Genomic DNA, 26031 nt, shown 5'->3' on the forward strand with positions numbered 1-26031 from the left:
GGAATGCCTTGCGTGTTCTAGTGATCGCGTAACGAACGCCTCCCTCTCGCGTTCCGAAAGCTATTGTGTCCCGAAGGAACCTGACGGGCTGCCCATGCGCTTTCTGATGAGAACTTTAGACAAGCCGGGAGCGGGATGATGGCGAATCCTTTCAAGAGTCTTAGACGATCTCTCCTGAGCAAGCCGCTCATGGGGTGGTACAAGAGTGTCCTGCCGGGACTCTCTGATACAGAAGCGCAGGCGCTCGAAGCTGGTGACACGTGGTGGGAGGCCGACCTGTTTTCCGGGAAGCCGGATTGGAACCGCTTTGCAGGCTTCAGGTCTCAAGGTTTTACCGAAAACGAGCAGGCCTTCATCGATGGCCCTGTTGTTCAGTTTTGTAACATGCTCGATGATTTCGAAATCGAGCACGAGCGCATGGACCTTCCTGAAGAAGCATGGGCCTTTCTGAAGGAGCACAAATTCTTCGGCATGATCATACCGAAGGAGCATGACGGCCTTGGCTTTTCCGCTTCGGCGCATTCCGAAGTGGTCAAACGCATCGCAACGCGGAATGTCTCTGCTGCCGTTACGGTTATGGTGCCGAATTCGCTCGGACCGGGCGAACTGCTCATGCTGTACGGGACCGACGAGCAAAAGAAGTACTATCTCCCGCGCCTCGCTCGAGGGGAAGAAATTCCCTGCTTTGCACTGACCGGCGTCGAAGCTGGCTCGGACGCCTCGGCGATGACGGCGACGGGTGTCGTTTGCGAAGGGGAGTGGAAGGGCGAAAAGACGCTTGGCATCCGCCTGAACTGGGAGAAGCGCTACACAACGCTGGGGCCCGTCGCGACACTGATTGGCCTCGCTTTCAAGCTTCAGGACCCGGAAGGGCTTCTAGGCACTGAGGAAGACCTCGGAATTACTGTCGCACTCGTTCCAACTGATTTGCCCGGCGTCGATACGGGCGACCGTCATATACCATCTGGCCTCGCTTTCCAGAACGGTCCCAGCTGGGGCCGGGACGTCTTCATCCCTGTCAGTCAGATCCTGGGCGGCCAGGAGCAAACCGGACAGGGCTGGAAGATGTTGATGGGAGCACTCGCAGCAGGTCGAGGGATTTCCCTGCCTTCGCTGGCTACGGCAGCCTCGCAGGTCTCGGCCCAGTCGACCGGGGCCTATGCCCGTATTCGCGAACAGTTCGGGATTAATATCGGACAGTTCGAGGGCGTTCAGGAAAAGCTCGCTCCAATTGGTGCCGCAGCTTACCAGCTTGAAGCCGCACGCCGGTTCATCACGATTGGTCTCGATGACGGACACCATCCCGGGGTCGCCTCCGGCATCATGAAATATCACGCCACCGAGCGTATGCGCGAGACAATCAACCACGCCATGGACGTGCATGGCGGCAAGGCTATTTGCGTTGGCCCGAAGAACTATCTGGAGACCCCCTACCGCGCGATCCCGATCGGCATCACGGTGGAGGGCGCCAACATCCTGACCCGCAGCCTGATCATCTTTGGTCAGGGCTCGATACGCTGCCACCCGTATATTCTCGAAGAGATGCAAGCAGTCGCTCTGGAGGACAGGAAGGAGGCCCTTCGCAAGTTCGACGATCTGCTCTGGCGCCATGTCGGTCACGATGTGGCGAATATCTGGCGAAGCTGGTTCCATGGCCTGACAAGCGGGAAATTCGCTCACGTGCCGAAGGATACCGCACTGAAGCCTTATTACCGCGAGCTCGCCCGTTACAGCGCCAACCTCGCTGTCGCATCCGAGATTTCGCTCGGTATTCTTGGCGGCAAGCTGAAGTTCGAGGAAAGCCTGTCAGCGCGCCTTGGCGACGTGCTGGCCGAGCTCTTCCTTCTCAGTGGCGCGTTGAAGCGCTTCGAAGCCGACGGGCAGCCTGAGGCTGACAAGCCGCTTCTGGACTGGATTTTCGCTGATGGCATTGCCCGCATGCATGCCAAGCTGGCCGAAGTGGGCGATAACTTCCCCAGCCGTTTCTGGGGGTGGACAATCAAGACCCTGACCCAGACAGGCGGCAAGCGCCGTCGCGGACCGACCGACAGGATGAGCAAGGCCGTATCAGAGCTGCTCATGCAGCCGGGCGACACCCGCAGACGCCTGAGCGAAGGTGTTTTCTCCGGTAAGGGCGCAGATCCACTGGCCGCATTGGAGCGCGCGCTCGCCATGACCGTCGAGTGCGAGCCATTGAAGAAACGCATGAAGGAGAAGGACGTCGAGAATATCGACGCAGCGAAGGACGCCGGCATCATCACTCCCGAGGAAGCCGACAAGCTGCGTGACCTTCACCGCGCTGTGCGGGAGGTCATCGAGGTCGACAGTTTCGACCCGTCCAGACTCGAAAAAACCGGCATCAATGCCGGGACTGACAAACCGGAGAAACTTTCAGCATGAAAGTCTATGTCGTCGATGGAAACCGAACGCCATTCCTGAAAGCCCGCGGCAAGCCGGGCCCCTTCACAGCTGTCGATCTGGCCGTTCAGGCGGGCCGCGTGCTGATGATGCGCCATCCAGACATCGCAAGCGAGATCGAAGAAGTTATTCTCGGTTGCGGCTCGCCCGGCGCGGAAGCGACCAATCCGGCGCGGGTTGCGGCTCTGCGGATGGGGCTCGGCAAGGACATGCCGGGCTGGACGGTTCAGCGCAATTGCGGCTCCGGCATGCAGTCAGTCGACAGCGCATTCCGTTATATCAGGGCTGGCGATTATGATTGTCTGCTGGTTGGCGGCACCGAAAGCCTTAGCCACGCCCCGCTGCTGCTCAATGACGATGCGGTCGACTGGTTTGCTGATGTGAACACCTCAAAGTCACTGCTGGGCCGTCTGGAAGCCATGAGCAAGTTCCGCTTCTCGATGCTTGAGCCCGTCATCGGTGTGGAGAAGGGTCTGACCGATACCGTGGTCGATCTCGGCATGGGACAGACGGCAGAAATCCTGCGTTATGAGTGGGGTATCAGCCGGGAGGAGGCCGACGCCTATGCTGTCGAAAGTCATCATCGCCTCGCCAAGGCCCAGGAAGAGGGGTGGCTCGACAGTGAAGTGGACCCGGTCTTCAGCGAAGACGGCGAAGTCTTCGAAAAGGATGATGGTGTGCGCCCGAACTCGACAGTCGAGAAGCTTTCGACTCTCAAACCTGTCTTTGAGCGTCCGTATGGCCACGTTACGGCCGGCAACTCTTCGCAGGTGACCGATGGTGCCTGCTGGATGATCGTTGCCTCGGAGCGCTTCGTGGAGAAGCACGGTCTCAAGCCTCTCGGCGAAATCAAGGATAGCGAGTGGGCAGCCCTCTCACCCGCACGCATGGGTTTAGGACCTGTTCACTCCGTGACACCGATCCTGAAGCGCAATGCACTCGGCGTTTCAGACATCGATCTCTGGGAGCTAAATGAGGCGTTTGCCCATCAGGTGCTTGCCTGTCTGAGGGCATGGGAAGACGACACGTTCTGCAAACAGGAACTTGGCCTCGACTCAGCGCTCGGGGCGATTGACCGCGAAAAGCTTAATGTTGATGGAGGCGCCATCAGTCTCGGGCACCCAGTCGGCACAAGTGGCGCACGTATCGTGCTCCATGCCCTCAACGCCATGCAACGGCTCGGGACAGAGACCGGCATCGCCACCGAATGCATCGGCGGCGGTCAGGGCGGCGGAATGCTTCTCGAAGCGGTCACCGGTGGGGTGACTCAAAAATCCGCGACGGCACAGACTGAACAGACGGAGACAGCCTGATGGCCAAGCAAATCTGGCATCTCGAAAAACACGAAGACAACACGGCTACATTGACGATCAACGTGCCCGGTCAGGCACAGAATACGCTGGGCCAGGCCGTACTTGATGGCTTTTGCGCACAGCTGGATGTACTTGAGAAGGAGACGCCGAAAGCGCTTTTCATTCGGTCAAGTAAAACCTCCGGCTTCATGGCTGGAGCAGATATCGATGAACTTTCAAGCGCCGATGCCGAGGCCCTCAAGACCCTGATCGATCAGGGGCACAAGGCACTTAAACGCCTTGAAAATCTCTCCTGTCCGACCGTGGCCATCATCCACGGCACCTGCCTTGGTGGCGGACTCGAAGTGGCGCTGGCGTGTGATCATCGCGTGGCGGACCAAACGGCCCGCTTTGGCTTCCCGGAAGTGCAACTCGGCCTTCACCCGGGCCTCGGCGGCACCGAACGCTTCGTTGCCCTGCTTGAGCCAGCGACCGCGCTTCAGCTCATGCTGACCGGCAAGACAATCGATGCGCGCAAGGCCAGGAAGCTGGGCCTTGTACGCGATGCCGTTCCCAAGCGGCATCTGACAGCAGCTGCAAAGGCCGCAGCAGAGGCAGGGAAAAAGACACGCAAACGGGGGCTATTCGCCGAGCTCAGACACACGGTCGAAATCTCATCGCCCGGCAAGCGTTTCATCGCGAACCGTGCGCGCAAGGAAACCGAGAAGCGTTTCAGCAAGAAACACTATCCGGCGCCCTATGCGCTGATCGACCTGTTCGAAGAAGAAACCGGTACTGATGATGCCCTGCAAAAAGAAGCCCGGTCCTTCGTTGCACTCAGCCAGACACAGACGGCGGAAAACCTGATCAACCTTTTCCTGCGGCGCGAGGCCCTCAAGCGCGATGCCCGCCGCCCCAAAGGGCATGACATCGCTCATGTCCATGTCATCGGGGCTGGTACCATGGGCGCGGATATCGCGATGTGGACCGCGATGAACGGCTATACCGTCACGCTTCAGGACATCGACAATGAGGTTATCGCAAAGGCCATCGGCCGCGCGCACAAATGGATGGACGGCAAACCGGATCATTCCGATGACATTCGTGACCCGGAAGACCGCCTGATTGCCGACCCAAAGGGAGACGGCGTCCGGTCTGCCGATCTCATCATTGAGGCGGGCCCTGAAAAGGCCGAAATCAAGCAGAAAATCTATGATGGTTTTAAGGACAAGTTGAAGTCACGAGCTATCATTGCAACGAACACATCCAGTATCCGTCTGGAAACACTGGCCAAGGGCCTTCCCAAGCCCAATGCGGGCCGTTTCGTGGGCCTCCATTTCTTCAACCCCGTCACCAAAATGCCGCTTGTGGAGATCGTGAAGGGCGAGACCACGACCAAGGAAACACTCAGCCGCGCACTCGCTTTCGTCGAGTCGATCGACAAACTACCGCTTCCAGTCAAGAGCGCCCCCGGTTTCCTGGTCAACCGTATTCTCACCCCTTACTTGCTTGAGGCCGTCAAACTGATTGACGAAGGAAACAGCGCCGAGGACGTCGATGCTGCGGCCGAAGCCTTCGGTATGCAGCAAGGGCCGGTCGAAGTCGCCGACACGGTCGGTCTCGACATATGCCTGGAAGTGGGCCGCGTTCTGGCGCGCGATCTCGATCATATCAACGAACCGCCCCAACAACTGGTCGAGAAGGTTGATGCAGGTGACCTGGGCAAGAAGTCCGGTCAGGGCTTCTATACCTGGAAGGATGGCGAGCCCCAGAAGGAAGAAAGCCAGGCCACCGATCAGCAGCTGGAGAGCCTGCAGAAACGCCTTCTTGATCCGCTTCTGGAAGAGGTGCGCCGTGTGCTTGATGAGGGTATCGTCGCCTCCGAGGACCACCTTGATCTTGGCGCGGTTTTCGGGTCAGGCTTCGCCCCCTTCCGCGGTGGTCCGTGCACTTACATGCGCCAGCGCAAAGCACCATCTTCGGAAGAGACACAGGACGAACCGGCGGAGCCGAGCGAGGCGTAGATGGATGGACAGGTTCAGGACGGAGAGGCCGCTTCGCTTGCGACCTTCTCATCGCCCGAAGAATGCGCAAAGGCAGTCGTCGAAAAGGTAGGCAAGGATATCCGACTTGCCTTGCCACTCGGGCTTGGCAAGGCCAACAAGCTGACCAATGCACTCTATGCTATCGTAAAGGAGGATCCCTCCCTCCACCTCACTATTTATACCGCCCTGTCGATCATCCGGCCAAAGCTCGGCGGTGGCCTGCCGGCGCGTTTCGGTGGTCCTTTGCTGGAAAAATTCTTCGGCGATTATCCGGATCTGCATTACGCAACCGACCGCACAAAGGGCACGTTGCCCTCAAACGTTAAGGTCGAAGAGTTTTTTCTCTCAACCGGCACGCTTCTCGGTAACGCGTATGCACAGCGCCACTATAACAGCGTGAACTACACGCACGCGATGCGCCGCATCATTGCAGAGGGCGTCAACGTCCTCGGCCAGATGATTTCCCGCCGCGACGGGCGCTACAGCCTGTCCTGCAACTCCGATCTCAGCCTCGATCTCATTCCGTTGATGCGCGACAAGGTCGGCCGAGAGAACTTCATTGTTGTCGGTGAGCTGAACGACCGGCTGCCCTTCATGCCAAACGATGCCGAAGTCCCGCCGGACGAATTCGACATGCTACTGGAAGCGGACGGCTATGACCTGGCCGGTCCGCCCGCACCGCGCGTGGATCTGACCAGCCATGCGATCGGCCTGCGTGCGGCGCGGCTCGTCAAGGATGGCGGCACCCTGCAGATCGGCATCGGCTCGCTCGGCGACGGGGCGGCCCAGTCGGTTCGCTTGCGCCATGTCAATCCGGAAGCCTTCCGCGTAGCCTTGACCGACCTGCCGGGCCCGGCCGGGCCAAAGGAAGAAGGCGGCGATGACCCATTCAGCCAGGGCCTTTATGGCTGCACGGAGATGTTCACCCAAGGCATGTTCGAAATCCTGCGCGCAGGCATCTTCTCGCGGCGCGCCCATGAAGGCCGCGATATTACCATTGATGGGGGCTTCTTTCTCGGGCCCCAGACCTTCTATCGCGGCCTGCGCGAGGCACCTGACGACATCCTCAACCTGATCAACATGACCAGTGTTGACGATGTGAACGCGCTTTATGGCAATGAAGAGGTGCGCCGCCGCGAGCGGGTCGACGCGCGCTTCATAAACATTGCGATGAAGACGACCTGTCTTGGTGCCATTACGTCAGATGCGCTCGAAGACGGCCGTGTGGTGAGTGGGGTTGGCGGGCAATACAACTTTGTCGCGCAGGCTCATGAACTTGAAGGCGCGCGCTCGATCATCCTTCTCAAGGCCGTGCGCGAGAGCAAGGGCAAGGTCGAATCCAATATCGTCTGGAGCTATGGCCATGTGACGGTCCCGCGTCACCTCCGGGACATTATTGTCACCGAATACGGCGTTGCCGACCTTCGCGGGCAGCCCGATGAGGAGTGCGTGAAGCGCATGCTGGCGATCACGGATGCGCGCTTTATCGACGGGCTTGTCGAGGAAGCGCAGGCCGCCAAGAAATTGTCGAAGGATTTCAAGGTTCCCGATGCCTGGAGACAGAACACGCCTGCCGCCATTAAGGCTGCCCTGAAGCCACATCTCGGCCATATGCCCGCCTATCCGTTCGGCACGGAACTCAACGATGTCGAGCAGGATCTGGCCCCCGCAATGGAGCACTTACAGGACAGGACGGCGACCCGGGGCGGCCGTCTTTCCTACATCCTGTCCGCGCTCACATCCGCCCCGCCGGCATCGGACTATGCGCCCCACATGGCGCGGCTTGGCCTCGACAAGACCTCCGGCCTTCAGGAATTCCTCTGGAAGAAGCTCGTCCTGAAGAGCCTTTCGGATGTCGGAAAATAGGGGAAAAATCCCGCAATTCCGACATTCCGAAAACAGTCCAGAAACAGTCCAGTTTCAGTCCACTTCTGAACGGGAATCTGACCACCTCAAAAAGAGCATTGACTAAATTCGATATTTCAACGATACTGGAAGTATGGAAATCAAAACGGCTGTCACCTCTCTCTCCGCCCTGGCCCATGAAGGCCGGCTGACCGTCTTCCGGGCGCTGGTGCGCGCAGGACAATCAGGGATGGCGGCAGGACGGATTGCGGACGAAAGCGGGACGCCCGCCAACACACTCTCGGCCCAGCTTAACATCCTGTCCCAGGCCGGCCTGATCACGAGCGAGCGTCAGGGCCGGTCCATTATCTACTCCGCCTGCTTCGACCAGATGAGCGATCTCATCGTCTTTCTCATGGAGGATTGCTGCGCCGGGGAAGCCTGCGTGGCGACCAGCGTCGAAGCAGCGGCCAATCGCGTGCTGTGCTGCACAACCGAGAACAAGGAACTCACCCAATGAAACGCCTGCATGTGCATATCGCCGTCGATGACCTCGACCGCACCATCGGCTTCTATTCCGCCTTGTTTGCGGCTGAGCCCTCCGTTCGTAAAGCAGACTACGCAAAATGGATGCTGGATGATCCGCGCGTCAATCTCGCGATCAGCCAACGCGGCGCAAACCCCGGTGTCGAGCATCTCGGTATCCAGGTCGAGGATGAGAGTGAGCTTGCCGACGTCTATGCCCGGCTTTCAAAGGCCGACGCGCCCGTCTTCGAGGAAGGCGAGACCACTTGCTGCTATGCCCAGTCTGAAAAGAGCTGGATCAGCGACCCTGCGGGCGTGCCCTGGGAGGTCTTCCTGACCCATGGCGACGCGGTCCACTATGGCGGCGGCCCCGTAATTGATGAGGCCCGCCTTGCCGCCACACCGACCGGCATGCCGCAGGCTGCCAGTTGCACGCCCGCCCCCGTCGCAAAACCCGAAGCGAAAAGCGGCTGCTGCGGCTAGATGGGGACGTTCGAGCGCTACCTGTCGCTCTGGATCGCGCTGGCGATCCTGGCCGGGATCACCCTCGGCCAGGTCCTGCCCGGCGTGGTCGAGGCGCTGGCCGGTCTGGAATATGCCAATGTGAACTTCGCCGTCGCCATCCTCATCTGGGCAATGGTCTGGCCGATGATGATCGGCGTCGACTTTTCAAGCCTTGCGCGTGTCGGCGAGAAACCGAAAGGGCTGGTCATCACGCTGGTCGTGAACTGGCTGATCAAGCCGTTCACCATGGCCGCACTCGGTGTTCTCTTCTTCCGCTATGTCTTTGCCGGACTGATTCCGCCGGCTGAGGCCGAAGGCTATCTGGCCGGCCTTATCCTGCTTGGGGCAGCCCCCTGTACGGCCATGGTCTTCATCTGGTCGCAGCTCACACGGGGTGATCCGAACTACACGCTTGTCCAGGTCAGCGTGAACGATGCCATCATGGTGTTCGCCTTCGCACCAATCGTCGCCTTCCTGCTCGGCGTTACCGAAATCTCTGTGCCATGGGAAACGCTTCTCCTGTCGGTCGCGCTTTATGTCGTCGTGCCGCTGGTCGCAGGGATAGCCGCGCGCGCCCTGCTGAAGGCGCGTGGCGGAGAGGCCGCTGTGGACGGTTTCATCGAGCGGGTGAAACCTGCTTCCATCCTCGGCTTGTTGCTGACGGTGGTGCTACTCTTCGGTTTCCAGGGTGAGGTGATCCTCGCACGCCCGCTTGTCATCGCGCTGATCGCGGTGCCGATCCTGATCCAGTCCTATGGCATCTTCCTTTTGGCGTATGGCGCGGCCTTCGCCCTGAAAGTGCCGCACCGGATTGCCGCCCCCTGTGCCCTGATCGGGACGTCCAACTTCTTCGAACTGGCCGTGGCTGTCGCCATCAGCCTGTTCGGGCTCAACTCCGGCGCCGCTTTGGCCACCGTGGTCGGCGTGCTGGTCGAAGTGCCCGTCATGCTGTCGCTGGTGGCCATCGCCAACCGGACACGCGCAGCGTTTCCGGAGAGCGAAGAGCCGGTTGAGGCCGTGCCGTAGCGGCGCAGGGGCGCCACGCCCCGCGCAGATGGCAATATCACCTTGCTGGACATCCATGGCGACCTGGCCGAGGCTGAGGAGGATGCCGCCGCAGAGGCGGAGTAAGTCTCGAGGTCCGCGATTGACGCGATACGTCTGGTTCTTCCTGGCTTGTGCCGGAGTGGTGGCCTGCAGTGGCCCTGCCCCGGCCCATCCCCCTGCCGAGGACACCGCCCGTTGCGACACCGCCCTGCCGACAGGCGCGGTGGAGATCGAGGGCGGTCAGTTCACGATGGGCTCGGACGCCAACTACCGGGAAGAAAGCCCCTCACGCACCGTCACGGTCGATACGTTCTGGATGGACCGGACCGAGGTCACCGTGGAGCGGTTTGCCCGGTTCGTGGAGGAGACCGGCTATGAAACGGTTGCCGAACGCCCGATTGATCCGGAGACGATGCCTGATGTCGATCTGGAGGCCCGCCCCGACCTCGCGCCGATCTTCGAGCCCGGCGGCGCTGTGTTCCGGCCGGGCGATGTCGAGACACTGAGAACCGCGTCCTGGTGGCACTATGTGCCCGGCGCGAGCTGGCGCCATCCGCAAGGGCCCGATGCGCCGGAGGCGGCCCCGCGCGAGCCGGTCACGCAGATCGCTTTTGAAGATGCCGAAGCCTTTGCCAGCTGGGCCGGGGGACACCTGCCAACCGAGGCGGAATGGGAATATGCCGCGCTCGCCAATGACGAAGGCGCATCCAGTACCTCGGCTCGGCCCCGTAATGCCAATACCTGGCAAGGGATCTTCCCGGTCGAGAATACCGGCGAAGACGGATTTGATGGCGTGGCGCCAGCGGGCTGCTTCGCGCCGAATGCCAATGGCCTGCACGACATGCTCGGCAATGTCTGGGAGTGGACGACGGACTGGTACGCGCCCTTTCCGGCAGCAGATACGGACAATCCGCAAGGCGTGCCGCAGGACCGGAGCTTCGACCCGGCAAACCCCGGCGTGCCCTCTCGCGTTCTCAAGGGTGGCAGCTTCCTCTGCGCGGAAAACTATTGCCAGCGCTATCGCCCTGCCGCGCGGCACCCGCAGGAAACGGGGCTTGGCACCAATCATATCGGTTTCCGCCTCGTCTACGACGAAGCCCCCGAAGACTAGGCGCGTTGTGGCTTGCTGTCGGGCACCATCTGCGCGTCACCGAAGATGCGCAGGTGGATCATCAGCAGCGCCGGCAGGATGAAGATCAGCATGGCGGTCCCGAACAGGATACCGAAGCCGAGCGAAATCGCGGTCGGGATCAGGAACTGCGCCTGAAGGCTGGTCTCCAGGATGATCGGCGTCACACCGAGAAAGGTGGTCAGCGTCGTCAGCATGATCGCGCGGAAGCGGTCCTGCATGGCTGCGATAACGGCCTCCATCGGGGCTTCGCCATTCTCGAGCCGCTCGTTCAGGAAGTCCGTCACCATCAGCGACGTGTTGATGATGACGCCTGAGAGACCGATGATGCCGAAGAAGGACAGCAGCGTCAGGTCCGCGCCCATGATGCCGTGGCCAAGCAGCGCGCCGACATAACCGAACGGAATGGCCGACATGATCACCAGCGGCTGGCTGTAGGAGCGGAAGTTGAGCGCCAGCAGCGAATAGATCGCGATCAGCGCGAGCATGAAGTTGCGCGCGAGCACCGGCTGGGCTTCAGCCTGTTCCTCCTGGTCGCCGGAAACCCGCATCGTCAGGCCTTCATAGTCCTTCTGCAGGCGCGGCAGGGCGTCCTCGAACATGTATGCCGATACGATGTCGGCGGTCGTCACATCCTCGTCGACGAAGGCGTTCAGCGAATAGATACGCCGCCCGTTCACGCGATTGATAGCGGCAGGGGCCGGGGCGATTGAGAGGTCGGCCAGATTATACATGGGCAAATAGCCGTCACCGACCTTCACGCGAAGGCGCTTCAGTGTTTCCAGCGAGGCCCGCTCATCTGCGGGCAGACGGACCCGCACCGGAATTTCCTCGCGGTCGCGCTGGATCCGAACCGCCTCGGCGCCGAAGAAGGCCGCGCGAACTTCGCGCGCAAGGTCGTTCTGGGTGATGCCGTAATTGCGTGCCAGCGGCTTCAGCCGGATCTGGACTTCCTCGGTCGTGCGGAAACGGTCATCACGGACATCATAGACGCCAGGACGCGATTCCAGTTCGCGGCGAAGCTTCAGCACAGCCTCGCGCGTCTGCTCGTCGGTACGCGCGGATATCTGCAGCTGAATGGGGGCGCCGGGACTGACGAGATCTGAGGTGAAGGTCAGCTTTTCCGCGCCCGGGATCCGCCCGGCCGCATCGCGCCAACTGCGCTCGAAATCTCCGGCGGCGAAATCCCGCTCCCCGGATTCCATCAGCTTCGCGACAATGAATGCGCGGTTGCCTGATGCGCCACCGCTCGTTCCGCCGCCCGCCGGATTGCCCTCATTGCCACCGAGCGGGGAGCCGATCTGGTAGAGCACGCCTTCAAGGGCGCCCTCGTCAGAAGAGACCTCGCTGGCAGCCACATCGGCAGCGTCCGCGATCTGGGCCGCGAAACGCCGTGTCTGGGCTTCCGAGCTGCCTTCGGAGAGCTCGAGTTCAGCGGTGACGTAATCGCCTTCGACCGCCGGGAAGAAGATGAACTTTACGTACCCGCTGGCCGTCAGCGACTGCGTGGCAAAGAGGATGCCGACGCCGATCAGGATCACCATCAGGGGCCGGACGACCACAAATTCCATCGCCCTGCGCAGCGGCCCGTCCGTGAATGTCCGCAAACGAGCGGCAACACGGTCACGCACGGGGTCTGCAAGGCGGCGCGGTGACCAGCGTCCGGGCTCGCGATCCGTCAGGTGCGAGAGGTGTCGCGGCAGAATGAAGAAGCTTTCGATCAGCGACAGGCAGAGCAGGATGATCACCACGGCCGAAACCTGGCCGAGGAACTGGCCGAACAGGCCTGGCACCAGCAGGATGGGCACGAAGGCTGTGATGGTGGTCGAGACCGAGAACAGGACAGGCCGGGCAACCCGGGCAACCCCGAGCCTGGCGGCTTCCATCTGCTCATAGCCACGCCGCCAGTTGGCGTGGATGTTCTCACCCACCACAATTGCGTCATCGACGATAATCCCGATCGCGAGGATGAAGCCGAACAGGGACAGCTGGTTGATCGTCACACCGAAGATGAACATCGGGAAGAAGGCCGCGATGAAACTGACCCCGACACCAAGCGCGACCCAGAAGGCGATACGCAGGTCGAGGAAGAGGAGGAGAAGCAGCGTAACGAGGCAGAGCCCCAGTATGGCATTGCGCACCAGAAGGTTGATGCGGGAGCGCAGACTTACGGACTCGTCGCGCCAGAGGTCGAAGCTGATATTGGCGGGCAACGCATCACCGATTTCAGTGTCGAGATAGTCGCGAACGATCTCGGCGTTACTGATCGTCTTCTCCGCCCCCACGCGATAGACCGAGACGAGGGACGCCGGCTTGCCCTCATAGATCGCTTCAACCGGATCGTCGGAGAGCCCGTCGGTGATATTTGCAATGTCGCGAAGATAGATGGGCGAGCCATTCTCTCCCGCGCCAACAACGATGCTGCCAAACTCCGCCCCCGTGCGGCGTTCGCCCACGGCCCTTACCCGGAGAAGCTGGCGTTCGTCCTCGATCTCGCCGGCAGAGAGATCCACGCTCTGCTGGGAAATGATCTGGGCGATGCCTGAAAGGCTCAAATTCCGCGCGCGCAATTCCTGCTCGGGCACGGTGATTTCGATGAGGTATTCCGGTACACCGCCAATCTCCAGCAGCGACAGGCCTTCCTTCGCCGAGAGGTCGCGGCGCACGCGGTCGGCGGCCTGCTTCAACAGCCGGCGTTCGACATCGCCATGCAGCACGATCTGCGCGACCAGTTCGTCCGGCTCGACCTCATTGATCTGCGGGGCTTCTGAGGCTTGCGGAAAGACGGTGATGCGACCGATCTCGTTCTTCACCTCGTCCAGCATCTCCGACATGTCCTCGCTTTCGGGAATGTCGACGATGACATTGCCGACGCCAGAGGCAGCCAGGCTGGTGATCTTGTCGACGCCTTCAAGGCCTTCGAGCCGTTCCTCGATTGGAACGACGATAGAGGTCTCGACGTCTTCGGGTGTGGCGCCCGGATAAGGTACAGTGACGGAAATCTGATAGGTCTGGATCGGTGGAAACACACGGACATTCAGCGCCGACAGCGACGCGACACCCGCGATGACCAGAAAGATCATCAGCAGGTTGGCCGCCACGCGGTTGGCGAGGATGCCCTCGATCATCTTGATCACGAGGCGGTCTCCGCAAGGTGGACACGCATGCCATCAATCTCTTCCGCAAGCACGGTCGTCATCACCCGCTCGCCACCGGAAAGATCAGGCGCATGAACAAGGACGGCATTGTGATTGCGGTCGATCGGCTCGACCTCCACACGTCGGGTTTCTTCACTCTCATCCACGACCCAGACAAAGGAGTCCTGGCGGATAGCCCCGGCTGGAATGCGCCAGATCGGCGCTTCGGACACGCCCTGTATGACCAGGTCCATGAAGTCGTCGGTGAACACATCACCTTCATTCTCTGGCGTGAACGCATCCGGGAAGACTGCGATAATGGTGGCGGTGCGCGATTGCTGATCGATGACGGGCGAGAATTCGGCGAGGTAGCCTTCAAGCGGCTTGCTCGAAAGAGAGCTGCTGTTTGGTATGGCCCGTACCGCGAGACGCTCATCACCGGCCGCCCGGAGAGCCGTGCGCACGGCGTTGACGTCTTCGGCGGGCAGGCTGGCGCGTATCTCGCCAGCACCCGCACTGATCAATGTCGCCAGCGACTGCCCCGGTGAAACGAAGGTACCCAGCGACACGTTTTCATCGGTAACGATGGCATCGAAGGGGGCAGTGATGGACGCCTTTTCAAGCCTGCGGCGCGCAACAGCGAGCTGCGCCTCGGCCTGATCGACGGAAGCCTGCGCATCCTCGAAAGCGGCAACCGCCTGCTCGGCGGCCTTTTCGGGCGCCGCACCAATCTCGGCGAGGCGTTGCTGGCGATCACGCTCGGCACGGGCCTGTTCGAGACGCGCCTCAGCCGTCGAAAGCTGCGCCTTTGCCTGGGCGATATCGTCGCGGATGTCACCGTCATCAATCTGCACCAGCGTTTCCCCACGCGTCACGCGGCCGCCTAGTTCGAGATCGGGATTGATGCCGGTGACCTTTCCGGACACCTCACCGACGAGCTGAAGCGTCTCACGGGCCTGCAACCGGCCCGGCGCGGTCACCTGATAGCTGTCACCGGCTGACTCGACCGCGGCAGTCTCGACATAGGGGATACTGTCTTCCTGCTGGGTCGCGGTTTCGCTGACGCCGCTGCCGGAGCCGGCAGTCACCATGATCGCAATGCCCGCGGCTGCCGCCAGCAGGCCGACAAGAATCCAGACTTTTCCGGGGCCGTTCGACCCTTCCCCGTCTTTCACCGGTTCAGAAGACATGGCATACCCAACACACCTTTTGGCGCTCGCTCTTGGTCGGCGCCACTATTGCTTGTACATGGTACGACCTATGCAATTTGCCAGCCGGACCATGCTTCGATGCCCCTTTTTCGCATAAAAGTCTCAATTCTTGCTTTATCCGGCCTGGCCATTTCCGGATGCATGACGGTTGGACCCGAATACGAGCCACCAGCACTCGATACTTATCAGGATGCCTGGCTGGCAGGCGACAGCGATGTTCTGGCACCCGGCGCAGTCTCTGAAACCGACTGGTGGCAGGCCTTCGATGACGCGCATCTGACACGCCTAGTGGAGGATGCCGCCGCCAGCAATTTCGACATTGCCGAGGCCCGCGCCAACATCGAAGCGGCGCGGGCGGCTGTCGCCAGCGCACGCGCCAGCGGTTTCCCGATGGGCCAGCTCACGGGGTCGGTCGTTCGCCAGAAACAGTCGAGCAGCTCGCTCGGGGCGGACGTGCCGTTCGAGTTCACCGCCCAGACGCTGTATTCCGCCGGCGCTGAAGCAAGCTGGGAGGCGGACCTTTTCGGACGGGTGGCCAACAGCATCTCCCAGGCCGAAGCCGCGCTGGGCGGCCGTGAAGCGGTGGCCGCAGACACCGCCCGCGCCATCACCACCCAGACCGCCAGCACCTATCTCACCCTGCGCGAGCTCGACGCACGCATCGCGGTCAACATGGAAAGCCTCGCCCGGCAGGAAGACGTGTTGGACCTGACCCGCCAGCTGCGCGATGCCGGAGAGGTTGCCGACATTGATGTCGAGCGCCAGACCAACCTGGTCGAGACGACGCGCGCCGCCATTGTCGCGCTGAAGACGGCCCGCGCCGAGACACTGTCAGGCCTGGCCCGGCTCACCGGCAATACGGTCCCGGATTTCCTTGAGGCCTATCCGGCGCTCGCTCCGTTTGAGAGCGATGCGCTCCCGCCGGTGAAGGCCTTCCAGCCGGTGAAGATTAGCCAGCCGATCGAAATGCTGCGCCGGCGGCCGGATATCCGCGCAGCCGAGCGCCAGCTCGCGGCAGCCAATCTCGCCATCGGCGCGGAGATGGCCGATCTCTATCCGAGTATTTCGTTGACCGGGCAGGCCTCCTATCAGGCGAATGAACCGGGCAACCTCTTCACAGGCGATGCGCTCGGCTACAGCTTCGGACCGCGCATTTCATGGGGCATCTTCAACCTGCCGCTGACCCGCGCCCAGATCGATCAGGCCGAAGCCGAGTATGAAGCGGCAAAAGCCGGGTTTGAAGGCACCGTCATCAAGGCCCTGACGGAAACAGATGCTTCGCTGGAAGCCTATAACTACGCTGTCGAGGAAGCTGCGCTCAGGGCCAAGGCCCTCGGCGCCGCCGAGCGGGCGCTTGACCTCGTCGAGCTGCGCTACAAGGAAGGTGCGGAAAGCCTGATCAGCCTGATCGATGCGCAGCGCCAGACGCTGTCTTCGCGGGATTCAGAGGTTCAGGCGCGCTATGAAGCACTGCGCCGCCGGGTCGATATCTATAATGCGTTCGGGGGCTGAGGCTCAGCCGAAGCCTTCGATCCGGTGATAGGCCCGACCCTGATAGATCAGGCAGGTCGCTGACTCGCTGACCTCGATCCCGGCTGTATGGCAGAAAAAGACGGTGTGCGTCCCGTACTCGACCGCCTTGTCGATCTCGCAATCGAAACAGGCCGCGGTGGCTGCGAGGATGGGATTGCCCAGCGGGCTCTCGCCCCAATGCCCGGTATCGAACCGCTCCGCTGGCGGAATGGACTTGTCGGAGAACGCCGAACTGACATCTTCCTGGTCGCAGGAGAGGACATTCACGCAAACCCGGCCGTTTGCCTTGATAGCGGCATTGGCACCGGACCCGCGATTGACGCAGACGATCAGCGAGGGCGGGTCATCCGACACAGCCGTCACTGCGGACGCAGTAATGCCATAGCGCCCGCCAGGGCCATCCGTGGTCAGGATACAGACGGCTGAGCCGAGTTGCGCCATGGCGGCGCGGAATGACTGGCTGTCATTCGTCATGGGGTTTGTTGCTCCGGGTATGAGGGCTTTCCCCGAAACATATGCAGAGTTGGAAGAAATTCGAGCGGCGGGCCGTAATTTGTCAGCGCAAGCTCATCAGTTTGGCGCACGGCGCTCCATGCGGCTCAACATGCCGGCCACGGGCACGACTTCCGCACCAGACCGTTCAATGGCGTTGAGCAGGGTGGTGAAATCCTCCAGCGTGCAGCCCCACGCGCTCGGGGACGTGGCGATGTCATGGGTAAAGAGGATCAGCCAGCTGCGGTCGGCATTGAGAGCTGAGAGCTGGTTAAGCGCCAGCCGCGTGCCGCCATTATGGTCTTCAATGCCGGTCGCCTTGAGCAAACCACGATCAGCCGCCCCGGTCTGGATACCGGGACGAACCCCGCGCAGCGCCGGCATGCGTTTCATCAGGAGACGTTTTGAAGAGACGTCGAGCCTGCCATACGGAAAGGCAAAGCTGCGCGCCCTTGGCAGACGGTGCTTGCGGAAGAAGGCACGATTGCGCTCCATGTCGCGCAGCACGGCCTCATCAGACGCCGGCACACAGTCCATATGGCTATAGGTATGGCAGCCAATATCATGACCGTCGCGCCGCAGGAGCTTCAGGTCTTCCGGGTCGAACATGCGGCCATGAACGGGATGGTCGCTCGCCATCATGCCGCCAGCGGCATACCAGGTCGCCTTCCAGCCGCGCTTGTCGAGTTCAGGCTTGGCCTGCAGCACGGCAGACTTCGGAAAATCGTCGAAGCAGATCGACACATAGCGGCCTTGCGGCAGCATGCGTGTGTCGCGAGCGACGAAACGCGGCACAGCCTCACGAATTTTGCGGGCCGGCTTGTCCAAATAGTAACCGAGTGCGGTCATGATTGCCTCCTGGGGACATGGAGTTGCCCCACGCCATGCAAGATGCCCGCCAGACGATGACCCAGACTGCGACCCTTCTGCCGCTTCCAGCCCTGTCTGCGAACGACAAGGCGAGCTGGACGTCCTTTCGAGCGGAAGATCCGTCGCTGGCAAGCCCCTACTTCGCCCTCTCATATCTGCAGACACTGGAGAAAGTGCATCCCGGGATCGAGGTCCTGAAAGTGTGCGAGGGTGAACGCACCGTGGGCTTCCTGCCCTTCCGGCGCGACCTGATCGGGACCTGCCGCCCGCCGGATGGCCCGCTTGCGGACCTGCACGGCGTCATCGCCTCACCGGATAGCGCCATTAATCTCTCCACTGCGCTCGAGACGGCCGGTCTTGGCGGCTATGCCTTCTCTGCCGTGCCCTACCAGCAGGCCCGTCATGGGCTGTCAGGCATGACCGGTGAAGGCAACCAGATTATCGACCTGTCGGCTGGCTATGATGGCTGGCTCGCGGAACGCTATGAGGCGAACAGCGCCTTCCGGCGCACGCATCGCAAGATCCTGAAGCTGTTCGACGATCACGAGATCGAGATCACGCATGACCGCTTCGACCCCAGGGTTTTCAACCGTCTGATCGAACTCAAGCAGGACGGCTATGCCAGTGCCGGCCATTTCGACGTCTTCTCACTCGGCTGGCCGCAGGCTTTGCTCGATGCGTTGTGTCATGAAGAGACCGGTGAAGTTCGCGGCGTGATGTCGATCATGAAGATCAATGGCGAGGTGGCGGCGGCATGTCTCTGCATGCGCTCAGCCTCGGTGCTGCACTACTGGTATCCGGGCTATGAGAAGGCCTTTGCCGATCTCAAGCCGGGCCATGCCATGCTGTTCTCGCTTGCTGAATGGGCGGCTGGAGAAGGCATCAGCGAATTCCATCTCGGGCTCGGTAACGTCCAGTACAAGCGCCAGATGGCGAGCTATGCCGCGCCGGTACGCCAGGGCGTTCTTGCTGTCGCCACCCCGCAAAAAATACTCACACGCTTCAACGCATGGAGCCAGGCGCGCGAGGCCCGCGGTGGCCGGCTTTCCGCCTTGCCGGCCAAGCTGGCGCGCAAGGTCGACCGGGTCGCCCTTATGGGACGGTTAAGCGCATAAGCGGATCGGTTAGGCCTTCGCCGCCTATATCGGCATGCAGAGTGCCACCTTGTTAACCAAATATCGAAAGTCTCAGTGCATACCTCCCGGAACAGGTTTTCGGGGTGGAGACGGCATCATGAGTGTAGCCGAGAAAAAGGCAGGGGACGCTGGCGTGGTCGCGCCAACAAAACGTCAGCACAAGGACGTGTACGATCTGGCCGGTCAGGCCTTCAGGATGATCGACCGTTACGAGACGCCACCTTATCCCAGTACATATGCGCTCTGGTTCGCCTATGTCTCCCGTTCGAATACCGATCTTGTATCCACCGTGGACGAGATGCTTGAAAAGGGCGGCGATATCTCTGCCTACGAAATCGATGAAGTCTGCAAGAGCCATCTGAACGAAGGGGATGTGCAGGCGGCTCAGCAGACTATCGGCCGGCAATTCGAAAGCCAGCTCGCCTCCGTGCTGACGATGATCCAGAAAAGCGTCAGTGACAGCGAGTCCTTCAACGAGACCCTCAATCAGATTGAGGAAGGCCTTCCGCAAACCGCCTCGACCGACAGCATTGATGCGATCATCTCCAAGCTGATGGTCGAGAACCGCCGCATGGCCGAGCAGAGCATGGAGCTCAATAGCGGCCTGCGCGAATCCCAAAAACAGATCGAGAAGCTCAACCGCGAGCTTGAGGAAGTCCGCAGCCAGAGCATGCGTGACCCGCTGACATCTGTTGCCAACCGCCGTGCGTTTGACGCTCGCCTCACGGCCGAGATTGAAGCTTGTACCGCGCCAGACAGCGAGCTTTGCCTGGTGCTTGCTGACATCGACCATTTCAAAAAGGTCAACGACACTTACGGTCACCGCGTCGGCGACGAAGTGCTGAAGGTCTTTGCCGCCATTATCAGTGAGAACATCAAGGGCCAGGACATGGTCGCGCGCTATGGCGGAGAAGAATTTGCCGTTATTCTTCCGCGTACGGATATCGAGTCGGCATACGGCCTGATCGACAAGATCCGCCTGCAATTCTCGAAGACCAACCTGATTTTCAAACAGTCGCGCCAGGGGCTGGGCAAGATTACCGCCTCGTTCGGGATTGCGAGTCACAAGCCGGGCATCGACGCCAAGGGCTTCATCGAACAGGCGGACCGCAAGCTGTACCTGGCCAAGGATCTCGGCCGTAACCAGGTTCAGGCTGAAGGCATTGTCGACGCCGCTGCCTGAGCGCTCAGCCGCCTGAGACCTGATCCTCGGAATGCATCGCGCTCCTGAGTGCCTGCTTTGCCACTTCCAGCTTTGCGCGTCTCTGATGAAGGGCCTCGCGCACCTCGTCGGCCTGCTTCATCAGGTGATCGGAGTGACCGAAGCGCATCGAGAGGGCGAAATCTTCATACCCCGCCCCCGTCTCATCCAGAGCTGCGAGCGCTTCGAGCAGGCGCGCCAGCCGCTTCTCTTCCGCCATGACGTCCGCTTTCGCCTGCGCGAAGACCTGCTCGGCCTTCTGGCGTTTCAGCGAGACGAGTTTCTGCAAGGTCTGGTCAGGCCTGATCATCGCGCGGCTCACATATGCTCTTTCAGACGCTCGGCGAAACTGATTGCAGCGGCAACGGCGGCGAAGTGCTCGGCATGGATCTCCTCATCGATATCGATGAGCCGGTAGATCGAGCGGGCTGCCGGCGGGTCGCGATGGATGGGGACATTGTTGGTGATCGCGATCTCGCGGATCTTGGCCGCCAGATGGTCCACGCCTTTGGCAACGCAGACCGGCGCCTTGCCGCTTTCCGGATCCCATTTCAGGGCGACGGCATAGTGCTCCGGGTTGACCATGACGACGCTGGCCGACTTCACATTGCCCAGCATCTCGCTGCGGGAAATCTTCGTCGCTTTCTCGCGGCGCTGCTGCTTGAGTTGCGGGTCGCCTTCCGACTGCTTCATCTCCTTCTTCATGTCCTCGCGCGTCATTTTCAGCTTGTTGGCGTGGAGCTGTTTCTGCAGTGGCAGGTCGACGGCAGCGAGGACGAAATAGAAGGCGCCAAAGAGCGTGAAGAGCAGCATCACCTGCGAGAAGGTGAACTGGAAGAACTGCCCCTTCTGGACGGCACTGGAGCCGTAATAGTTCTGCACGAAGTGCCACAGGAAGACCGACGCGATGAGCCCGGCAAACAGCATCTTCGCGGTGTCCTTCAGAAAGTCGAGCAGGCCCTTCGGCCCGTACTTCTTCTTCAGGTTTTCCGCTGGTGACAGCTTCTTCGCATCCGGCTTGATCTTCTTGGCGGAGAACGCGATCGCGCGCTGGACGACGAGCGCGATCAAGACAAAGGCAAACACCATCACGAAGAGCGGCGCGAAACTCATCAGGAGGCCCGCGACCCAGCGCTCCGCCTGTGCCCCGCCGCCGGAGAATATGTCGTTGGAATAGGCATCGGCATGGTAAAAGAGCGAGGACATCTGCGCGAAGACCTCGCCAGCAAAGGTTGCGCTGTAGGCAAAGGCCGCGAGGATCATGCCCGCGATCAGCGCAAAGGTGTTGGTCTCCTTGGACTGCGGAACATCGCCGTCCTTGCGTGCCTCCCTGAGACGCTGCTCAGTGGCTTCGAACTCCTTTTCGCCACTCTGTTCATTCTCCTCGGCCATCTACAGCCACCCCACCAGTGAGGGCACGCGGTCCAGCCAGACCATGAGCATGGTCGTGATGGAGGCGGTTAGCAGGATCAGCCCTGCCCCGATCATGAAGGGGGCGCCGACAAAGGCGACCATGAGCGAGGGCAGCGCCTTGTTAATGAAGCCCAGGCAGATGTTGTAGAGCAGGTTGATCGCCACGAATGGCCAGGCGAGCAACACGGCGAAGGTAAAGGCATCGAAGCTCGAATTGATCAGGAAGGTCACATCGATCTCCGACAGGGCCCCCGCCGGGATTTCACCATAGAGCTGGGCCAGCCGCGCGACGACGCTGATATGGTAATCCATCGACAGCAGGAGCGCGGTGCCGGCCATGGAAAGCATGTTCGCCGTCAGCGTCTGCGCTTCTGTCTCCAGCGCAATACCGAGCATCTGGGCCAGCCCGATGACCTGCGCGATCAGGGTGCCGGCAATCGAGAGCATCCAGATCGACAACCGGAGCAGAATGCCGAGGAAAAGCCCGATCACCGCTTCCGATATCATCAGGCTGAAAAAGGTGGTGAGGCTCGCAGTATCCGGCTGGCCGATGACCCCGGCGGTTGCAAAGGCGAAGGCAACCGCGAGCAAGACAGCACCGCGCACCCGGACCGGCACGGTCTGCTCGCCGATCCCCGGCATCAGGAAGACGACGAAGGACAGCCGCGCAACGATCACCATGAGAAGGGCAATCCACGCGGTGAGTTCAGCGGTGAGAACGCCGCTGTCAGGCATCAGACCACGCCGACGATATAGGGCTTGCTCTTCGAGCCGATCTCCTCATAGGCCAGCACGGAATTGCGGATGCCCTTGCTGGCCAGCACAGTCTGAAGGAAGCGGCGCCGGCGCGACGAGGTCGCCACAGCCGCCACAACGCCCTTCTGGGCGGCCTCGTTGAGTTTCGACTGCACCGACGTCGTCAGCTCGCCAAACAGGTCCGGCGGCAGGGCGATGTCGGACTGGCCATCATCCTTGTTGACCTCATGCTCGCTGAAGCGCTGCTCCCAGTTTGCCGAGAGCTGCAGCAGCGGCAGGCGGCCTTGCGTGTCCTGCAGGCGGTCGACGATCTGAAAGCCGAGGCGCTGACGGACCATCTCGACGATGCGATGCGGATTGTTGGACTGGGCCTTCACTTCGGCGACCGTCTCGATGATCAGGAACAGATTGCGGATGGAGACGCGCTCCTCCAGCAGCAGACGCAGCACGGTCAACAGCAGCTCCGGCGAGACCTTGCCGGGGATGTATTCATCAAGGAAGCGCTGGTTGGCGGAGGCGCGTTCCGGATCGCTCAGGCGGGTCAGCGCGTCGAGCGTGTCGAGCATCACCATGCGGGTGAAGACGAGCGAGAAATTGTTCTGGATGACTTCCAGCATGTGGGTGGCGAGCACCTCGGTCGCCTCGACAGCGGGAATGCCGGCGGCGGCGAGTTCCTGCTTCTGCCCATTGGTGAGCCAGCGGGCATCAGCCTTGTAGACCGGTTCCTTCACCTTCTCGCCCTGCAGGTGTGGCAGCTGATTGTCTTCCATCAGCGCCAGAACGGAGCCCGGCCGCAGCGTGCCGCCATCGACCTTAACGCCCTGGATACGGATGCGATAATCATTCTTCTTGAGCGTCGGATTGTCCGTCATGCGGATGGACGGCAGGACAAAACCATACTCTTCCGCGATATAGCGGCGGATCTTGTCGATCCGGCTCTCGAAGCCGCCAGCGCCCTGCAGCACCATGCTGACGAGATCGGGCGCCACTTCGAGGTGGATTTCGTCGGAATAGATGGAATCCCCGATCTTCGCAGCCGGGGCCTCTTCGGTCTCCTGACCCTGCTCGGCTTCGGCTGCCTTGGCGTCCGCGGTACGGCGGATCAGCCAGGAGGACGCGCCAAAACCGGCGGCCGCCAGCATGAAGGGGATAAAGGGCAGGCCCGGCAGCAGCGCAAAGACACCGAGAATACCCGCAACGATCATCAGCGCCGTCGCATTCCCGGCGAGCTGCTTGCCAAGCGCTTCGTCAATCGCGCCGTCATCCTTGCCCTTGGACAGCAGCAGCGCAGCGGAGACGGAGACGATCACGGCCGGGATCTGCGAGACGAGACCGTCACCGACCGTCAGGATGGAATAATTGCTCAGCGCCTCGGTGAAGGAGAGCTGGTGGGTAAACATGCCGAAGCCGATACCCGCGACAAGGTTGAGCGCGGTGATGAGCAGGCCGGCAATGGCGTCACCTTTCACGAACTTCGACGCACCATCGAGCGACCCGAGGAAGGAGGCTTCCTCCTGCTCCTTCTGGCGGCGCATCTTTGCTTCTTCGTGGCTGATCGCGCCGACGGCGAGGTCTGAGTCGATGGCAAGCTGCTTGCCGGGCATGGCATCGAGGGCAAACCGCGCGCCGACCTCGGCCATCCGGCCCGCACCCTTGGTGATGACCATGAAGTTCACGATCACCAGGACGCCGAACACAACGAGGCCGACAAACAAATTGCCGCCCATGATGAACATGGCGAAGCCCTCGATCACACCGCCAGCAGCATCCGTCCCGGTATGACCGTCAGAAATGATCAGCTTGGTCGAGGACACGTTGAGCGCCAGCCGCAGGATCAGCGATGCCAGCAGCACACTGGGAAAGGACGAGAAATCAAGCGGCCTCTCGATAAAGATCGAGGTGGTGAAAATCAGGATCGCGAAGGCGAAGGAGAGGGTCAGCCCGATGTCCATCACCCAGGCCGGGACTGGCAGCACCATGACCAGGATGACCATCATCAGGCCGATCGCCAGCAAGGCGGTCGGCTTGGAGAGGTCGAAGAGTCTCACATTCGGCATGAAGCGCGTCGGTCCCTAACTGGCCACGAGCGGAAGGATGGAATTGTTGAACAGGTCGAGCGCGATCCGCGTCATGTAGCCGAGCGTCAGGAAGATGACGACGACCACGGCGAAGATCTTCGGCACGAAGGTCAGCGTCATTTCCTGAATGGAGGTCAGCGCCTGCAACAGGCCCACAACAAAACCGAGAATGAGCGTCACCGACAGGATCGGCAGGCTCATTAGCACGGCGGACCAGAGTGCGCTCCGGAGGACTTCAAAGATCGCGAGTTCGGTCATGAAGGCCTAGACCGGCATCCTCAGCAGTTCCTGATAGGCTTCGACAACCTTGTCGCGAATGGTCACCGCAGCGTCGAGAACGAGCTCGGCATTGGCGAGCGCCTCGACCATGGCGTGCGGATCGGCACCGGAAACAGCCGTGTCTACGGCGGTCTTTTCGGCCTGCTCGATTGTCGCCTTGAAGTCGGCGAAGCTTTCGGCGACCGGGTTCTTGCCCTCTTCGGCTGCCGGCGATGGCCCCTTGGCCTGAGCCGACTTTACGGAATTCAGCGCGGCATATGCATTGAAGCTGACATCAGCCATCTAACCCCTCCTATCGTCTCAGAACATCCAGCAGCGAGCGGTACATAGACCGGGCCTGCTGGAAGGAATTCAGATTGGCCTCATAGCTGCGATTGGCTTCGCGCATGTCGGCCATTTCGGTCACAACCTGGACGTTGGAGAGCGTGACATAGCCCTGGTCGTTGGCCATCGGGTGGGCCGGATCGTAGCGCTCCTCGCCCTCCGCCTCATCAAGCTGGACGCGGGTCGCCTTGAAGGCATTCGCCCCGCTCTGCGGGCCATCGACCACAAGCACCTTGCGCTTGTAGCCTGGCGTGTCGGCGTTGGAGATGTTCTGCGAGGTGACGTCGAGGCGCTTGGACTGGAAGTCCATGCCTGCGAGCGCCTGCATCATCGTGGCCTTGAGTGAATTCATTCCTCAGTCCCTCCTACATCTTCTTGCCGATGGCCGACCTGAGGAGGTCGAGCGACTTGGTATAGACAGTGACCGCCATCTCGTGCTGGCCGACCGCATCGGCTGCCTTGAAGACTTCCTGCTCGATATCGACGGTATTGCCGTTCGGCGAGGCGCCATCCTCAATGTCGTGGGTGCGGAAGCCTCTCGACTCCATCCCCATCGCCTGGCTTGAGGAGGTCCGTGTGAGATAGTCCTGGAAAGACTCGATCTCGCTGGCCTTGTAGCCCGGCTCATCGGCGCGCGCGATGTTGGTCGCGGCCACGCGCTGGCTCTCCGCGGAATGGCGGGCCATGGCGCTGTAGATCTTGAAGATGTCCAGATTCGAAATCACGGGCGGAATCATCCTGGTTAACTGTTTGGAAAAACTGCCCGTCTAATTTGAACAAAAAGTTAATGAATCGG

The 26031-nt window shown here is 61.1% G+C and carries 23 protein-coding genes; 11 read left to right on the plus strand and 12 right to left on the minus strand.

Going from position 1 to position 26031, the window contains the following annotated elements; all coding sequences use genetic code 11:
• The first annotated feature begins 138 nt into the window (after positions 1–138).
• The 8 genes from Q1K29_RS10310 to Q1K29_RS10345 all read left to right on the plus strand — a co-directional run bounded on the left by Q1K29_RS10310 (position 139) and on the right by Q1K29_RS10345 (position 10787).
• Positions 139–2400, plus strand: a complete 2262-nt coding sequence (locus Q1K29_RS10310; protein WP_300394347.1) for an acyl-CoA dehydrogenase — start codon at positions 139–141, stop codon at positions 2398–2400.
• The gene (locus Q1K29_RS10315; RefSeq protein ID WP_300394350.1) at positions 2397–3731 is read left to right on the plus strand and encodes an acetyl-CoA C-acetyltransferase; all 1335 of its coding nucleotides are present in this window, start codon (positions 2397–2399) and stop codon (positions 3729–3731) included. The genes Q1K29_RS10310 and Q1K29_RS10315 overlap by 4 nt, the downstream gene beginning before the upstream one ends.
• On the plus strand, positions 3731–5734 hold the full coding sequence (locus tag Q1K29_RS10320) for a 3-hydroxyacyl-CoA dehydrogenase NAD-binding domain-containing protein (protein ID WP_300394352.1): 2004 nt from the start codon (positions 3731–3733) through the stop codon (positions 5732–5734). The genes Q1K29_RS10315 and Q1K29_RS10320 overlap by 1 nt, the downstream gene beginning before the upstream one ends.
• Positions 5735–7621 carry an acetyl-CoA hydrolase/transferase C-terminal domain-containing protein gene (locus tag Q1K29_RS10325; RefSeq protein ID WP_300394355.1) on the plus strand — a complete coding sequence of 629 codons (1887 nt, stop codon included), beginning with the start codon at positions 5735–5737 and terminating at the stop codon, positions 7619–7621.
• A gap of 133 nt (positions 7622–7754) precedes the next feature.
• The gene (locus Q1K29_RS10330; protein WP_300394358.1) at positions 7755–8120 is read left to right on the plus strand and encodes a metalloregulator ArsR/SmtB family transcription factor; all 366 of its coding nucleotides are present in this window, start codon (positions 7755–7757) and stop codon (positions 8118–8120) included.
• Positions 8117–8608 carry an ArsI/CadI family heavy metal resistance metalloenzyme gene (locus Q1K29_RS10335; protein WP_300394361.1) on the plus strand — a complete coding sequence of 164 codons (492 nt, stop codon included), beginning with the start codon at positions 8117–8119 and terminating at the stop codon, positions 8606–8608. The genes Q1K29_RS10330 and Q1K29_RS10335 overlap by 4 nt, the downstream gene beginning before the upstream one ends.
• The gene (gene arsB / locus Q1K29_RS10340) at positions 8609–9655 is read left to right on the plus strand and encodes an ACR3 family arsenite efflux transporter (RefSeq protein WP_300394364.1); all 1047 of its coding nucleotides are present in this window, start codon (positions 8609–8611) and stop codon (positions 9653–9655) included.
• A 121-nt stretch (positions 9656–9776) separates the two neighbouring features.
• Positions 9777–10787: a formylglycine-generating enzyme family protein gene (locus Q1K29_RS10345; RefSeq protein WP_300394367.1), complete on the plus strand. Its 1011-nt coding sequence runs from the start codon at positions 9777–9779 to the stop codon at positions 10785–10787.
• On the opposite strand, the gene Q1K29_RS10350 is transcribed toward Q1K29_RS10345, so the two are convergent.
• Both Q1K29_RS10350 and Q1K29_RS10355 read right to left on the minus strand, forming a co-directional pair.
• A complete protein-coding gene (locus Q1K29_RS10350; protein WP_300395025.1) occupies positions 10784–13933 on the minus strand; it encodes an efflux RND transporter permease subunit in 3150 nt (1049 codons plus the stop codon). The genes Q1K29_RS10345 and Q1K29_RS10350 overlap by 4 nt on opposite strands.
• 5 nt (positions 13934–13938) lie before the next feature.
• A complete protein-coding gene (locus Q1K29_RS10355) occupies positions 13939–15132 on the minus strand; it encodes an efflux RND transporter periplasmic adaptor subunit (RefSeq protein WP_300394370.1) in 1194 nt (397 codons plus the stop codon).
• Between the two features lie 99 nt (positions 15133–15231).
• Here Q1K29_RS10355 and Q1K29_RS10360 point away from each other — a divergent pair, with 99 nt between their 5' ends.
• Complete coding sequence (locus Q1K29_RS10360; protein WP_300394373.1) at positions 15232–16665, plus strand: efflux transporter outer membrane subunit; 1434 nt, start codon at positions 15232–15234, stop codon at positions 16663–16665.
• Positions 16666–16668: 3 nt separating this feature from the next.
• Here the strand turns inward: Q1K29_RS10360 and Q1K29_RS10365 are convergent, their stop codons facing one another.
• Both Q1K29_RS10365 and Q1K29_RS10370 read right to left on the minus strand, forming a co-directional pair.
• Positions 16669–17160, minus strand: coding sequence for a flavin reductase family protein (locus Q1K29_RS10365; RefSeq protein ID WP_300394376.1), 492 nt, complete (start codon positions 17158–17160; stop codon positions 16669–16671).
• Positions 17161–17256: 96 nt separating this feature from the next.
• Entirely contained in the window at positions 17257–18027 is a 771-nt protein-coding gene (locus Q1K29_RS10370) for a polysaccharide deacetylase family protein (protein WP_300394379.1), read from the minus strand.
• Between the two features lie 35 nt (positions 18028–18062).
• Between Q1K29_RS10370 and Q1K29_RS10375 the strand changes: the two genes are divergently transcribed.
• Together Q1K29_RS10375 and Q1K29_RS10380 are read left to right on the plus strand one after the other, a co-directional pair.
• Positions 18063–19163 (plus strand): GNAT family N-acetyltransferase, encoded by a 1101-nt coding sequence (locus Q1K29_RS10375; RefSeq protein ID WP_300394382.1) that lies wholly within the window; start codon positions 18063–18065, stop codon positions 19161–19163.
• A 118-nt stretch (positions 19164–19281) separates the two neighbouring features.
• Positions 19282–20367, plus strand: coding sequence for a diguanylate cyclase (locus Q1K29_RS10380; protein WP_300394385.1), 1086 nt, complete (start codon positions 19282–19284; stop codon positions 20365–20367).
• A gap of 4 nt (positions 20368–20371) precedes the next feature.
• Here the strand turns inward: Q1K29_RS10380 and Q1K29_RS10385 are convergent, their stop codons facing one another.
• From Q1K29_RS10385 to Q1K29_RS10420, 8 genes are read right to left on the minus strand one after another with little or no spacing between them, the layout of a single operon-like run.
• Positions 20372–20695: a hypothetical protein gene (locus tag Q1K29_RS10385; protein ID WP_300394388.1), complete on the minus strand. Its 324-nt coding sequence runs from the start codon at positions 20693–20695 to the stop codon at positions 20372–20374.
• A gap of 8 nt (positions 20696–20703) precedes the next feature.
• Positions 20704–21777: a flagellar type III secretion system protein FlhB gene (locus Q1K29_RS10390; RefSeq protein ID WP_300394390.1), complete on the minus strand. Its 1074-nt coding sequence runs from the start codon at positions 21775–21777 to the stop codon at positions 20704–20706.
• On the minus strand, positions 21778–22533 hold the full coding sequence (locus Q1K29_RS10395) for a flagellar biosynthetic protein FliR (protein WP_300394393.1): 756 nt from the start codon (positions 22531–22533) through the stop codon (positions 21778–21780).
• Entirely contained in the window at positions 22533–24611 is a 2079-nt protein-coding gene (locus tag Q1K29_RS10400; RefSeq protein ID WP_300394396.1) for a flagellar biosynthesis protein FlhA, read from the minus strand. Before Q1K29_RS10400 ends, Q1K29_RS10395 begins: the two co-directional genes overlap by 1 nt.
• Positions 24612–24626: 15 nt before the next feature.
• Positions 24627–24890, minus strand: a complete 264-nt coding sequence (locus Q1K29_RS10405; protein ID WP_300394398.1) for a flagellar biosynthetic protein FliQ — start codon at positions 24888–24890, stop codon at positions 24627–24629.
• Positions 24891–24896: 6 nt separating this feature from the next.
• Positions 24897–25193: a flagellar hook-basal body complex protein FliE gene (locus Q1K29_RS10410; RefSeq protein ID WP_300394400.1), complete on the minus strand. Its 297-nt coding sequence runs from the start codon at positions 25191–25193 to the stop codon at positions 24897–24899.
• A 10-nt stretch (positions 25194–25203) separates the two neighbouring features.
• Positions 25204–25587: a flagellar basal body rod C-terminal domain-containing protein gene (locus Q1K29_RS10415; RefSeq protein WP_300394404.1), complete on the minus strand. Its 384-nt coding sequence runs from the start codon at positions 25585–25587 to the stop codon at positions 25204–25206.
• Positions 25588–25600: 13 nt separating this feature from the next.
• Positions 25601–25960 (minus strand): flagellar biosynthesis protein FlgB, encoded by a 360-nt coding sequence (locus tag Q1K29_RS10420; protein ID WP_300394407.1) that lies wholly within the window; start codon positions 25958–25960, stop codon positions 25601–25603.
• Between the last annotated feature and the right edge of the window lie 71 nt (positions 25961–26031).

Source organism: Henriciella sp., from assembly GCF_029937755.1.
Taxonomy (GTDB): domain Bacteria; phylum Pseudomonadota; class Alphaproteobacteria; order Caulobacterales; family Hyphomonadaceae; genus Henriciella.

Excerpts from the sequence above, each read along its gene's own strand:
- Q1K29_RS10310 (WP_300394347.1), top strand. The coding sequence starts at position 139 with ATGGCGAATCCTTTCAAGAGTCTTAGACGATCTCTCCTGAGCAAGCCG.
- Q1K29_RS10315 (WP_300394350.1), top strand. The coding sequence starts at position 2,397 with ATGAAAGTCTATGTCGTCGATGGAAACCGAACGCCATTCCTGAAAGCC.
- Q1K29_RS10320 (WP_300394352.1), top strand. The coding sequence starts at position 3,731 with ATGGCCAAGCAAATCTGGCATCTCGAAAAACACGAAGACAACACGGCT.
- Q1K29_RS10325 (WP_300394355.1), top strand. The coding sequence starts at position 5,735 with ATGGATGGACAGGTTCAGGACGGAGAGGCCGCTTCGCTTGCGACCTTC.
- Q1K29_RS10330 (WP_300394358.1), top strand. The coding sequence starts at position 7,755 with ATGGAAATCAAAACGGCTGTCACCTCTCTCTCCGCCCTGGCCCATGAA.
- Q1K29_RS10335 (WP_300394361.1), top strand. The coding sequence starts at position 8,117 with ATGAAACGCCTGCATGTGCATATCGCCGTCGATGACCTCGACCGCACC.
- arsB (WP_300394364.1), top strand. The coding sequence starts at position 8,609 with ATGGGGACGTTCGAGCGCTACCTGTCGCTCTGGATCGCGCTGGCGATC.
- Q1K29_RS10350 (WP_300395025.1), bottom strand. The coding sequence starts at position 13,933 with ATGATCGAGGGCATCCTCGCCAACCGCGTGGCGGCCAACCTGCTGATG.
- Q1K29_RS10355 (WP_300394370.1), bottom strand. The coding sequence starts at position 15,132 with ATGTCTTCTGAACCGGTGAAAGACGGGGAAGGGTCGAACGGCCCCGGA.
- Q1K29_RS10360 (WP_300394373.1), top strand. The coding sequence starts at position 15,232 with ATGCCCCTTTTTCGCATAAAAGTCTCAATTCTTGCTTTATCCGGCCTG.
- Q1K29_RS10365 (WP_300394376.1), bottom strand. The coding sequence starts at position 17,160 with ATGACGAATGACAGCCAGTCATTCCGCGCCGCCATGGCGCAACTCGGC.
- Q1K29_RS10370 (WP_300394379.1), bottom strand. The coding sequence starts at position 18,027 with ATGACCGCACTCGGTTACTATTTGGACAAGCCGGCCCGCAAAATTCGT.
- Q1K29_RS10375 (WP_300394382.1), top strand. The coding sequence starts at position 18,063 with ATGCAAGATGCCCGCCAGACGATGACCCAGACTGCGACCCTTCTGCCG.
- Q1K29_RS10380 (WP_300394385.1), top strand. The coding sequence starts at position 19,282 with ATGAGTGTAGCCGAGAAAAAGGCAGGGGACGCTGGCGTGGTCGCGCCA.
- Q1K29_RS10385 (WP_300394388.1), bottom strand. The coding sequence starts at position 20,695 with ATGATCAGGCCTGACCAGACCTTGCAGAAACTCGTCTCGCTGAAACGC.
- Q1K29_RS10390 (WP_300394390.1), bottom strand. The coding sequence starts at position 21,777 with ATGGCCGAGGAGAATGAACAGAGTGGCGAAAAGGAGTTCGAAGCCACT.
- Q1K29_RS10395 (WP_300394393.1), bottom strand. The coding sequence starts at position 22,533 with ATGCCTGACAGCGGCGTTCTCACCGCTGAACTCACCGCGTGGATTGCC.
- Q1K29_RS10400 (WP_300394396.1), bottom strand. The coding sequence starts at position 24,611 with ATGCCGAATGTGAGACTCTTCGACCTCTCCAAGCCGACCGCCTTGCTG.
- Q1K29_RS10405 (WP_300394398.1), bottom strand. The coding sequence starts at position 24,890 with ATGACCGAACTCGCGATCTTTGAAGTCCTCCGGAGCGCACTCTGGTCC.
- Q1K29_RS10410 (WP_300394400.1), bottom strand. The coding sequence starts at position 25,193 with ATGGCTGATGTCAGCTTCAATGCATATGCCGCGCTGAATTCCGTAAAG.
- Q1K29_RS10415 (WP_300394404.1), bottom strand. The coding sequence starts at position 25,587 with ATGAATTCACTCAAGGCCACGATGATGCAGGCGCTCGCAGGCATGGAC.